We start from the raw sequence: 11,808 nt of genomic DNA on the forward strand, positions 1-11,808 counted from the left end.
TTGCGGGTGACGAGGGTGCTGATATGGCTGGGGCCCAGTACCCGTATCCGGTCGGGGAGCAGTGCGGTGAAGAGGTCGCGGGCCGTCGTCGCGTCCCCGGTCTCCCCGGTCCAGGCGGCGATGTTGTTGCGGATGACGAGAGTGTCGGGGTGGTGGGGGCCGAGGGCTTCGGTCATGTCGGGCAGGAGTGCGGTGGACAGTTCGAGGGCGGCTGTGGCGTCTCCCGCCTCTCCGGTCCAGTTCGCGATGTTGCTGCGGATGATGAGGGTGTCGGAGTGGCCCGGTCCCAGCACCCGCACCAGGTCGGGGAGGAGTTCGGCGCACAGATCGCGGGCCGTGGCCGCGTCCCCCGCCATCCCCGTCCAGGCGGCGATGTTGCCGCGGGTGTCCAGCGTGTGCTGGTCGTCGGGGCCCAGTACCCGTATCCGGTCGGGGAGGAGCGCGGTGAAGAGGTCGCGGGCCGCCGCCGCGTCCCCCGCCTCTCCGGTCCAGGTGGCGACATGGCCGCGGGTGCTGAGCGTATCGGGGTGGTCGGGGCCCAGCAGCCGGACGGCCTCACCCTGCCAGCGCTGCCAGCGGAGCAGATTCTCCGCCGGTACGGTCACCGGCCGGGCCTGAAGGCTCTCCAGCGCCCGGCCCGGGGACCCGGAGTGCCAGAGATGGTCGGGCTCGGCGCGGTCGGCGTACTCCTGGAGGGGCTGACGGGAGGTCACCGGGGTGCGCTCGTCCGCCGGGGCCAGCGCGGCGATCGCCTCGGCGATGGCGCGGTGGCCCGCCGCCGCGTCCACCGTGTAACCGCTCTCCGGCCCGGCGGTGGACCGGCGGGTCAGATGGTCGGCCAGGGACTGGTGGAACAGCCCGTACAGCTCGGTGGCGGTGCGTCCGTCGCCCGCCGGAGCGCGTACCGTCAGCCGGCGCAGCGGCGCGGGCAGCCCGCCGCGCAGCCACCGCCCGGACGCCTCCGGGGACCCCAGCCGGGCGCACGCGTCGGCCAGGAACTCGGCGGGCAGCACCGCTCCGGGCCCGGCGGCGGCCAGGACGGTGAACACCGCCCGCTCGGGGCCGCCGTCCAGGTCCCAGGCGGCGCCGCCGTCCAGCGCGGCGTCGAAGATCTGGTCGTAGACCGAGGCCAGACCGTGCGGGACCCGGTCCGCGGTCAGACCGGGGGTGGCGCGGGCGTGGTCGGCCAGCAGCGAGGCCACCAGCCAGCTGCCGCGGGCGGCCCCGGTGATCGTCTCCAGCAGAGCGCCGGGCACGCCCTGGGCGTCCAGATGGGCGCGGATCTCGGTGTCGGCGGCGGCGTCGAGCGGGATCTCGGTGTCGGCGGCCGGCGGCGCGGCCCCGGGACGGGAGGAGACCACCACCCGCACCTCGGCTCCCCGCGACGCCGGAGCGCGCAACTCCTCGACGAGACCGGCCAGGTCGGCGGCGGCGGTCTCGGACAGCTGGTCGAAGCCGTCCAGCGCCAGCCGCACCACGGAGTGCGCGGGAAGCAGCCGGAGCGGGCCCAGCAGTGCGCGCTCCGCCTCCGGCAGCGTCTCCCACCGCGCGCGCGGCACCGACGCCTCGAACGCCTCGCTCGCGGCCCGGAAGCCGTCGACGGTGACGGTGAGCTGGGCGGCCAGATCGCGGGCCACCCGAGCGGCGCTCTCATGGAGTTTGAGCAGCCGCAGCCCGTGGACGAACCCCTCGGGCACCGCACCCGCGCCCACCTCGGGCCGGGACAGCGCTCCCAGCAGTGTGGTCTTGCCGAACCCGGCGGGCCCGCGCACCACCACGTAATGGTGTGCCCGCGACGCGCTGACCACCTCCGCGAGAGCCGGGGCCGGACGGTAGTGCCGGAGCCCCGCCCGCAGCAGCGGCAGATCGGCCCGGGAGAACGCGGGCAGCGATCCGGCCTCCCGCAGCAGCGCCGCGTTCCGCGCCACCCACAGCCCCCGTGCCTCGCCGCCCGAGCCGCCCGCGCCGTCCGCGGCGCCGTCCCAGGCGATGAGCACGGGCTGCTGACGGTCCCCGCCGGCCCGCTCCGCCGCCCGTTTGACGTCCGCCGTGAACAGCCGGTCCCCGGCCGTGATGTCGCCGCCTCGCAGCAGGGCCGCCGCCGCGCGGGTGAACGCGCAGTCCCAGGCCGGCTCGTCGGTGTTCGCCGCCGACAGCACCTGGAACCGGCGGCGCGCGTCCTGGTTGAGCCGGGTCCATCCGGCCGCGGCCTGCACCGGCGCGTCTCCCGACTCGCAGGCGTCCACCAGCACGACCGCCTCCAGACCCGGCAGGCCGCGGAGGAGTTCCCGCAGATGCTGGGTCAGGTGGTACGGCCCCGCCGGATGGCCCGGAACCGGAACAGATCCCTCCGGCAGGACGTAGAAGTCCCCGTCCATGGCCATCCCGTGCCCCGCCCAGGCCAGCACGAGCAGGCCCTCCGCACCGGCCGCGCGCTCCGCCGCCTCCCACACCGCCGCGTAGGTCGCCCCCCGGTCCTGATCGAGCAGCAGCGACCGCCCGTCCGCGAGGGCCGCCGCACAGCCGCCGCGCAGCGGATCCCTGAGCGCCGTGTCCAAAGCCCCGGCGGCCTCCGCCAGTCCGGCGATCCGCGCACCCTCACCCATCGCCGCGCACTGTGACGCCAGCACCAGCGAGAACCTGTTCGCATCCCCCATACCCGCAGCATTCACCCACTCCGCCCGTATGACAATCGATTCGGGCGATTCAGAGCGTTCCGCTTTCCGCCGCGCCGCGGGGCCGCCGGGATGCCGGGATGCCGCGCCGCGGGACCCCGGCCAGGGCACGCCGGGCGGACGGGACTCACGGCTTCAGCGACCTCAGCCAGTCGTACGCCGCGCGTGCCCTGAAGTCGCGCTGCCCGCCCGCGTACAGCAGATCCGCCGACGCGAACACCGGATCGACGGCCGTCGCCGCGACATAGGGGACGGCGACACAGCGCATCCCCGCCGCGCGGGCCGCCGCCACGCCCGGCGCGGCGTCCTCCAGGACCACGCAGTCGGCCGGTGCCGCGCCGATCCGCCGGGCCGCCTCCAGGAAGACATCGGGCGCGGGCTTGCCCCGGGGCACCTCGTCGGCGGAGACGACCGTGGGGATGAACGCGCCCAGGCCCGTGCCGTCGAGCACGGCATCGATGGCCGCGCGCGACGAGCCGGACGCCACGGCCATCGCCACCCCGTCCGAGTGCAGCAGCTCCACGAACGCCCGCATCTGGGGGAACACCTCGGTCCCGGTCCGGGCCAGCTCCAGATAGTGCCGGTTCTTGCCCGCGAGCAGCTCCGCCACGGGCACGTCGATCCCGTACTCCTCGCGCAGCGTCTCCAGGGTCTCCCGGGTGCTGATGCCGATGAAGTCGGTATGACGCTCCCAGCCGAAGCCGGTCACTCCGTACTGGGCCAGCAGTCTCCGCCCCGCTTCGTAATAGTTCGGCTCGCTGTCCACCAGAGTGCCGTCGAGATCGAAGATGACCGAGAGGGCGCCGAATTCGCTCATGGGACCAGCATGCCAAGCCGGGTTCCCGCAGGGCTCCGCCGACCCCACCGGCCGGCGCGGGCTCAGCGGGCGGCGGAGGCGTCCCGGCCCACCGACTCGACCAGCGGCAGCAGCCGGTACGGCACCCGCTCCCGCAGCGCCATCTCGGTCCGGGTGCGCACCACCCCCGGCAACTGGATCAGCTGCTGGATGACGTCTTCGAGATGCCCGTTGTCCCGTGCGACCACCCTGGTCAGCAGATCCCCGCCGCCGGTGATCGAGAACGCCTCGATGATCTCCGGTACGGCCGAGAGCGCCTCGCCGACCTCGTCGAGATGCCCCTGGGTGACCTCGATGTGCACGAACGCGAGCACCGGGTGCCCCAGCGCCGAGGGGGAGAGCCGGGGTCCCGTACCGGTGATCACGCCCGCGCGCTCCAGCCGGTCGATCCGGGCCTGAAGGGTGCCGCGCGCGACGCCCAGCAGCCGGGCGTACTCCCGCACGCTGGTGCGCGGCTGCTCGATCATGAGCCGCAGAATGCGGGTGTCGAGGGAGTCCACCGCCATGGTCCACCGGGCCTTTCACGATCAGCCAGTCCGGGGCCGACCGTACCAAGGGCCGTGCCCGGGCCCGGACCACCCCGGGCCCGGGCACCAAGGCCCCGGCCACCTCCGGGCACGGCGCGAAGCCGGACCACCCCCGGGGCACGACGCGAACGTACGGACGCCCACCGTCCGGCGCATCCGGGGAACCGCCGGACGGGGAATCATGGGAAGAGTTCCCTGCTCTCCCAGGAGTGGCGCCATGACGGTCTCCGTCGTCCTGTTCACCTCGGATCTGCGGCTGCACGACCATCCGCCGCTGCGGGCCGCACTCGGCTCATCGGACGAGGTGGTGCCGCTGTTCGTCCTCGACCGGGGCATCCAGGACACGGGATTCGACGTGCCCAACCGCCGTGCCTTCCTCGCCGACTGCCTCACCGGCCTCGACGCCGGGCTCCGGGAGCGCGGCGGCCGGCTGGTGGTCAGATCCGGCCGTACGGCCCAGGTGGCAGCGGCCGTCGCCGCCGAGACGGGAGCCGCCGAGGTCCATGTCGCGGCGGGCGTCACCCGGTACGCCTCCCGCCGTGAGGAGAGCCTCGGGCGGGAGCTGCGGAGCCAGGGCCGCCGGCTGGTGGTGCACGACGGTGTGATCACCGCCGTCCCGCCGGGCGCGCTCGTTCCGGCGGGCTCCGACCACTACGCCGTCTTCACCCCGTACTTCAGACGCTGGTCGCGGGAGCGGCTGCGGGACCCCTACGGAGCGCCCCGCCGGGTGACGGTTCCGGACGGGGTCGGCTCGGAGCCGATTCCGGCGCGGCGGGAGGTCACCGGGACGGCCGGGGGCCTCGCCCGGGGCGGGGAGCGCGAGGGCCGCGCCCGGCTGGCCGCCTGGCGGCGCGGCGGCCTCGGCGACTATGCGGACCGGCACGACGATCTGCCGGGCGACGCGACCTCCGGACTCTCCCCGTTTCTGCACTTCGGCGCGGTCTCGCCGGTCGAGGTCGTCCATCGCGCGCGTACGGCGGGCGGCCCGGGGGCCGAGGCGTTCGTACGGCAGCTGTGCTGGCGCGACTTCCATCACCAGATGCTCGCGGCCCGGCCCGCGGCGGCCGACGAGGAGTACCGGGACCGGCACGACCACTGGCGCTCCGAGCGCGAGGCCGCCGGTGAGATCGCCGCCTGGAAGGCGGGCCGCACCGGATATCCGGTGGTCGACGCGGCGATGCGCCAGCTGCGCCACGAGGGCTGGATGCACAACCGGGGACGGCTGCTGACCGCCTCCTTCCTCGCCAAGTCGCTCTATGTCGACTGGCGCGTCGGCGCGCGGCACTTCCTCGATCATCTGGTGGACGGGGACATCGCCGACAATCAGCTGAACTGGCAGTGGGTGGCGGGCACGGGCGCCGACACCCGCCCGGGCCGGGTGCTCAACCCGGTTCGCCAGGGCAGACGGTTCGACCCCGAGGGGGCGTACGTCCGCCGCTGGGTGCCGGAGCTGGCGGGACTGGCCGGTCCCGCCGTACACGAGCCATGGCGGCTGACGGACAGCGAGCGGGCGCGGTACGACTACCCCGAACCGGTGGTCGACCTCTCCGACGCGCTGGCCCGCTTCCGGCGGGCCCGCGGCGGGTGAGCTCCGTCCCGGGGTGATGACGCGCGTACGCACGACACTCCGCCACCGGGGTACGCGGGGATGGCGCATTCATGGCGTACGGATGAGCGAATCGAGTCGCTGGGCTCAAGAACTGTGACCACCGGTACCGGTGAGGCGTCCGTTGCCATCGTCCGGGTCCGCCGGACCGATTCGCCGGGGTGGTTCGCCGGGCCCGGCCCCGGCCCCGGCCGCGTCCCGGGTCAGGCCGGACCGGTCCGGGCCAGATCGCGGTACTCGCTGGGCGGCAGCCCGTAGGCGGTGTGGAACGCCCTGCTGAAGTGGGCGCCGCTGGTGAAACCCCAGCGGGCGGCGATGGCGTGGATGGTGCGGAACGACTGCCCGGGGTCGGCCAGATCGCGACGGCACCGCTCCAGCCGGCACTGCCGTATCCACCCGGCGACGGTCACCTCCTGCTCCCGGAAGAGCTGGTACAGATAGCGCAGCGAGATGCTGTGCGCCCGGGCGACCGAGGCCGGGGAGAGCTCCGGATCGGCGAGATGCCGCCGGATGTGATCCTGGATCTGCCGCCGGAGGGCCCCTCTGCGGTCCTCCGCGCTCTCCGGTCCCCCGCCGGCGCGGTGCGACCGCCCCAACAGCGGGACGAGCAGATCCACGGTGACCGACGCGAGCGCGGAGAGGTCCGCCGGGGCGAACTCGTCCGCGCGGGCGCAGACATCGGTCAGCCAGTGCGAGAGCGCCCCGCCCAGGCCCCGGTCCAGCGCGACGGGACGGGCGAGCAGCTCCCGGACCGCCCCCGGCGGCAGCGGCAGCAGGGCCCTCGGGACATGGACGACGAGGGCGCGCAGCAGCTCGGGCGGGCCCTGGAGCCACCCCCGGCAGGGCAGGGAGCCGTCCACCACGACCAGCTCGCCGGCCCGCAGCCGGGCGGTCCGTCCGGCCTGCTCCAGGCTGCCCGTCCCCCCGTGCAGCAGACAGAGGATCTGATGGACGTCGGGATCGCCACGCCCGACCAGCCGGGGAGTCCGCACGATCTCCAGCCGTGGACAGTCCGGCGCGGTCCGCCGGGGACTCTCCGGCGGAGATCCCTTCGCCGCGGCTCCATGGCCGCCATCCGGACGATCCGAATGATCCGGTTCATCCGGGTCATCCGGGTCATTCTGGCGTTCCCGATCATCCGGACATCGGCCGGCCGACCGCCATAGCTCTGTCACGGCCCCGAACCGGCCGAATCGATTCCGTCCGCTTCCGGTCTTCGCACCGGCATCGGTCACCAGCATCGCCCCACGCCCCCTGTACGCATACGCCCCCGAGGCAGCAAGGCTGGATCCCCGGGCCGTGCCCGGGCAAGCGTTCGGCCTGTCCCGGACATGTCCCGGACACCATCCGGCCAGGGATGTCACCGCAGTCGGCGTGCCTGCTCACGGACCGTGTGGATCACCTGCCGCACGGTGCCCGGGCCCCAGACGGGCCCGGGCGGGGTCCGGATGGTCCGTTGGCCCGCCCGCCGGACGCGACATCCGATCACAGCTGGTCCATTGGCACAGTGAATCCGCGCGCACTTGAGCCAGTGGGGTTCCGAATGCTCTCATGGGCCTGTCGATGGCGCTGCGGATCACCCGCGGCGCCTTTTCCATGCCGTGCATCGCGCACCCGCACCGGTCGCCGCAGACCGGGCGTTCGCTGTGCCACGGCTCCCGTGTCACAGCAGAGAGGGGCGGCCCGCCGTGCTCAAAGGGATGCTCACGGCTCCGGATCCGGGGCGGCTGCGGCTGCGTACCGCTGCCCGGGCCGTCCTCGGCGTCGCCCTGGCGGTGCTCCTCGGCGCACTCACCGGCCATACGCTCACCGCGGTGATCACCGGCGGCCTCGCCGCCCTGCTCGCCCTCTTCACCGTCACCGACGCCACCGTCCGAGCCCAGGCGCTGACCACCGCGCTGCTGCCCGCCGCCGGATTCCCCGTGCTCGCGCTCGCCGCCGCGCTCCACGACCGCTCCCTGGCGCGCGACACGGCCTTCCTCGCCGTGGCCGTGGCCGGGGTCTACGCCCGCAGATGGGGCCCGCGCGGCCACACCCTCGGGGTCTTCGCGTTCATGACCTTCTTCGTGGCGCAGTTCCTCGGCACGGTCCCCGGGGAGCTGCCCGGCCTCTGCTCCGCCATGCTCATCGGCCTGCTCGCCGCCTCGGCGGTCCGCTTCGGCCTCTGGTGCATCGAGCGCAGGCAGCCGCCGCCCGCCGTGCCCGCCCCGCCCGCCGCCTCGGGCCTCGCCCGGGTCACCACCCGCCAGGCCGTCCAGGTGGCCGTCGCCGGAGCGCTCGCGCTGACGCTCGGGCAGCTCCTGTCACAGGAGCGCTGGTACTGGGCGGTCGGCGCGGCCTGGTGGATCTTCGTCAACACCGCCTCGCGGGGCGAGACCCTGGTCCGGGGCTTCCGCCGGGTCGCCGGCACCGTGACCGGCATCGCCGCCGGGCTGCTCGTCGCCGTGCCCGCCCAGGGGGAGACGATCCCCACCGCCGTCATGGCCGCCCTCTGCGTCTTCGGGATCTTCTACACCGCCGCGGTCTCCTACACCTGGATGATGGCCTTCGTCACCGTCCTGGTCAGCCTGCTCTACGGACTGCTCGGCGTCCTCGACGGGGCACTGCTCGCCCTGCGGGTCGCGGAGACCGGCGTCGGCGCGCTCTGCGCGGCCGTCGCCGTCGTACTGGTGCTGCCCGTCACCACCCACGCCACCACCGACGCCTGGATCCAGCAGGCGCTGCGCTCCGTCCACCGCTGCACCGCCGAGGCCGCCGCCCGGCTGGCCGGGTCCCCCGCCGCCGACCCCGCGCCGCGCGTCGCGGAGCTGGAGACGCTCCTCGGCCGGGTCCGGCTCTCCGTCACCCCGCTGGTGCATCCGCTCAGCCCGCTGCGGGCCCGCAAGGAGCGCGCCCGCAAGGTGCTCGCCCTGCTGGACGACTGCGCGCGCGAACTGCGCGGACTCGCCTCCGTCGCGGCCGACCCGGCCGCCTCGCACGACGCCCGGCTCGCCGCCGCCTGCCGACGGGTCGAGACCGCCGTCCACGCCCTCGTACCCCCGGCACAGCGCGAGCCGGGCCGGCACACCGCCGGGGCGCCGGCCGCCCACCCCGGGGCGGAGGCGGCCCTCGCCCACCTCCACGCCCTGGAACGCGCGCTCGCGGACCTCGCCGCGCCCCTGCGCGCATCCGCCGTGCCCGCCTGACCGGGGATCTCGCCGCGCCCCCCGCGCGTACTCCCCCCGGCCACGGACCTCGCCGCGCCCCCGCGCGTACCTCCCCCGTGCCTGCCTGACCGCGTCCCCCACGTACCCCTGACCGCGAGGTCCGCCGCCGCCCCAGCGGCGGAAATCCGGTGCAGACACTTGGTCTAGACCGCTGCTACCGTCGGCTCGCCAACGAAAGATCAATGAGGGGAAGACCGTGGGCCACAAGACCACCGGACGGGCATTCATCGGGTCGTTCACCTCGGCCGGGGGACGCGGAGTCATCGCCGCCGCCGTCGACGGGGAGACCGGCGCGCTGACCGAGACAGGGGCCAGCGACGCCATCGCCGACCCCTCGTATCTCGCGCTCGCGCCCTCCGGCGGCGCACCGGTCCTCTACGCCGTATCGGAGACCGAGGAAGGCGCCGTAGCCGCCTTCGACATCGGGGGAGCCGCCCCCCGGCCCCTCGGCACGCCGGCGTCGGTGCTCGGCGCGAGCCCGACCCATCTCGCCGTCTTCGCCGGCTCTCTGCTGACCGCCAACTACGGTTCCGGCAGCCTCAGCGTGCTCCCCGTCCGCGACGGCGGCGAACCCGGCGCGGCCAGGGTCGTCCAGCACCACGGCCAGGGGCCCGACCCGGACCGCCAGCGCGGCCCGCACGCCCACCAGGTGCTGCCCGACCCCAGCGGACGCTGGGTGCTCGGCGTGGACCTCGGCACCGACTCCGTGCACATCCACGCCCTCGACGCCGCGTCGGGCGAGCTGACCCCGCACGGCGAGACCGCGCTGCGCCCCGGCGCCGGGCCGCGCCATCTCGCCTTCCACCCGGCGGGGACCCACGCCTATGTGCTCAACGAACTGGAGCCCACGCTCACCGTCTGCCGCTGGGACGCCGTCGCGGGCGTACTGGAGCCGCTCGGCGAGTCCCCCGTACTCCCGGACGGCACGGACGGCCCCTGCTACCCCTCGGAGATCGTGGTGTCGCACGACGGCCGGTGGCTGTGGGCCGCCAACCGGGGACACGACAGCATCGCCGTGCTCTCCCTCGACGAGACCGGCGAACGGGCCGAGCTGATCACCACCGTGCCGTGCGGCGGCGACTGGCCGCGCGATCTCGCGCTGGACCCGACCGGCCGCAGGCTCTACGCGGCCAATGAGCGCTCCGGCGACGTCACCTGGTTCGACATCGACCCGGCGACGGGGATTCCGCGGCGGGCGGGCTCCCTGGACGCCCCCGCGGCCTCCTGTGTGATCTTCTGCTGATCCCGCGGGGCGGCCGGGCGGCGGTACGACACCCGCCGCCCAGGAGGCCGCTGGGCCCCCGCCCCGCCCGGCTCAGTGCGCGGGCGAGCCCTGCGGACGCGGGGTGATGCCCAGCGTGGACGTGTACTGCGACAGCACCAGCTTGCCGATCGCGGGATACGCGCCCAGCGGCTCGGACGCCGCACAGCCCGCGTCCTTGACGGCGGCCTCCAGCAGTCCCTCCGGCAGCTCGGGGCCGACCAGATAGGGGGCGAGCGCCAGCTGCATGGAGCCGGAGTCGCGCAGCTGCTCGGCGATCGCGCCGACCGAGCCCTCCCGGTCGAGCGCCGCGGCCATCACGGGCACCGCGAGGCGCGCGGCCAGCAGCATCCCGGTGATCCCGGCGGCCTGCACGGCCTCGTCGCCTCCGACCGTGGCCAGGATGATGCCGTCGGCCGCCGTGGCCACGGTGAACAGCCGGGCCCGGTCGGCACGGGCCAGACCCGCCTCGGAGAGCCGCACATGCACGGCCTCGGCGAGCAGCGGGTGCGGACCGAGGACATCGGTCAGCTCGGCGGCGGAGCCGCTGTCCAGGACCGCCTGGCGGATGCGCCCCATCAGCACATGGTCCGGGCCGGCGAGCAGCGGCACCACGACCGAGGCCGGGCCCTCGGGCTCGGTCACCTCGCGGCCCGCCGCCCTGGCGATCGCGTACCGCTCCGTACGCCGGGCCGCCGTCCCGGCGAGCACGCCCTCCAGCGAGGGGTACTCGTGGTCGTCGCCGTAGAGATAACCGATGCCGACGTCGAGGCCCGGCAGCTCGGACCGAGCGATGCTTATCGTCTCCTCGGCCAGTCCGCGGGCGGCGGGCCCGGGAGTGCCGGGGACGGCGAGAACGAGCGCGGGCGCGCCCTCGGGAGCGGCCACCGGTTCCGGGCGGCGGTGCCGACCGGACTGACGGGGTCGCGGCATTCGTACTGGCAGGCCGGATGCGGGCCCAGTGGGGGAGCTCATGGCGCCGCATGCTACTGGCTTTGAGGGCGCCACTGTTCGGGGAGGGGGTGGTCAAGCGTCATCTGTCCGTATTTATCCGATGGATATCGTCCATCTGGGTACCCCCCGTCTCATCTGCCCCGCTCTGCTGTGACATGAACCCTGGAGGGGACGGGATGTGAAGCAGCGTCGGATGGCGCGGCAGCCGCAGCGTCCCGGTCGCCAGCGCCGACGCCAGCAGCACCGCACCGGCCAGCGGATCGCCGTCCGGGGAGAGGGGCCGCACCCCGGGCAGCCGTCGCGACAACTCGGCCCGCAGCGGTACGGTCAGCGGGTCGCCCAGCTTGAACAGACCGCCCGTCAGGGCGACTTCCCCCGGCGGGACGCCCTCGCCGGCGGGTGGGCACACGGCCTGCGCCGCCTCGGCGATATGACGGGCCGCCAGCGCGAGCACCTCCGCCGCCACCGGGTCCCCGGCGGCGGCGCAGCGGGCCACCTCCGGTGCGAAGGAGGCCAGCACGGCGGGCCGGTCCGTCCGCGGATACACCCGGCCCGGCAACTCGCCCGCCGGGCCGAACACCGCCTCGGCGGCCTCCAGCAGCGCCGCGGAGCCGCCGGCCCGGCCGTCATGGGCGCGGAGCGCGGCCTCCAGACCGGCCCGGCCGATCCAGGAGCCGCCGCCGCAGTCGCCCAGCAGATGACCCCAGCCGTCCGCCCGCCGCC

The 11,808-nt window shown here is 74.9% G+C and carries 9 protein-coding genes; 3 read left to right on the forward strand and 6 right to left on the reverse strand.

Annotated elements, in window-relative coordinates; genetic code table 11:
* The 3 genes from FF041_RS38460 to FF041_RS35500 all read right to left on the reverse strand — a co-directional run.
* Positions 1 to 2,657: tetratricopeptide repeat protein (locus FF041_RS38460; RefSeq protein WP_228388877.1), on the reverse strand; the 2,657-nt coding region annotated here is incomplete at its 3' end.
* A gap of 145 nt (positions 2,658 to 2,802) precedes the next feature.
* Entirely contained in the window at positions 2,803 to 3,492 is a 690-nt protein-coding gene (locus tag FF041_RS35495; protein WP_153526603.1) for an HAD family hydrolase, read from the reverse strand.
* A 62-nt stretch (positions 3,493 to 3,554) separates the two neighbouring features.
* Positions 3,555 to 4,037, reverse strand: coding sequence for an Lrp/AsnC family transcriptional regulator (locus FF041_RS35500; RefSeq protein WP_153526605.1), 483 nt, complete (start codon positions 4,035 to 4,037; stop codon positions 3,555 to 3,557).
* A gap of 238 nt (positions 4,038 to 4,275) precedes the next feature.
* On the opposite strand from FF041_RS35500, the gene FF041_RS35505 reads away from it, so the two are divergent.
* Entirely contained in the window at positions 4,276 to 5,646 is a 1,371-nt protein-coding gene (locus tag FF041_RS35505; RefSeq protein WP_153526607.1) for a cryptochrome/photolyase family protein, read from the forward strand.
* A 221-nt stretch (positions 5,647 to 5,867) separates the two neighbouring features.
* Here the strand turns inward: FF041_RS35505 and FF041_RS35510 are convergent, their stop codons facing one another.
* Positions 5,868 to 6,656: a helix-turn-helix domain-containing protein gene (locus FF041_RS35510; RefSeq protein WP_194292320.1), complete on the reverse strand. Its 789-nt coding sequence runs from the start codon at positions 6,654 to 6,656 to the stop codon at positions 5,868 to 5,870.
* 708 nt (positions 6,657 to 7,364) lie between these two features.
* Here FF041_RS35510 and FF041_RS35515 point away from each other — a divergent pair.
* Together FF041_RS35515 and FF041_RS35520 are read left to right on the forward strand one after the other, a co-directional pair.
* Positions 7,365 to 8,849: an FUSC family protein gene (locus FF041_RS35515; RefSeq protein ID WP_153526631.1), complete on the forward strand. Its 1,485-nt coding sequence runs from the start codon at positions 7,365 to 7,367 to the stop codon at positions 8,847 to 8,849.
* A gap of 217 nt (positions 8,850 to 9,066) precedes the next feature.
* Complete coding sequence (locus tag FF041_RS35520) at positions 9,067 to 10,113, forward strand: lactonase family protein (RefSeq protein ID WP_323393657.1); 1,047 nt, start codon at positions 9,067 to 9,069, stop codon at positions 10,111 to 10,113.
* A 72-nt stretch (positions 10,114 to 10,185) separates the two neighbouring features.
* Here the strand turns inward: FF041_RS35520 and FF041_RS35525 are convergent, their stop codons facing one another.
* Positions 10,186 to 11,106, reverse strand: a complete 921-nt coding sequence (locus FF041_RS35525) for a sirohydrochlorin chelatase (protein ID WP_153526613.1) — start codon at positions 11,104 to 11,106, stop codon at positions 10,186 to 10,188.
* A gap of 58 nt (positions 11,107 to 11,164) precedes the next feature.
* On the reverse strand, positions 11,165 to 11,808 hold a 644-nt coding region (locus FF041_RS35530; protein ID WP_323393658.1), incomplete at its 5' end, for a BadF/BadG/BcrA/BcrD ATPase family protein.

This window comes from Streptomyces jumonjinensis (genome assembly GCF_009600885.1).
Classification (GTDB): Bacteria; Actinomycetota; Actinomycetes; order Streptomycetales; family Streptomycetaceae; genus Streptomyces; species Streptomyces jumonjinensis.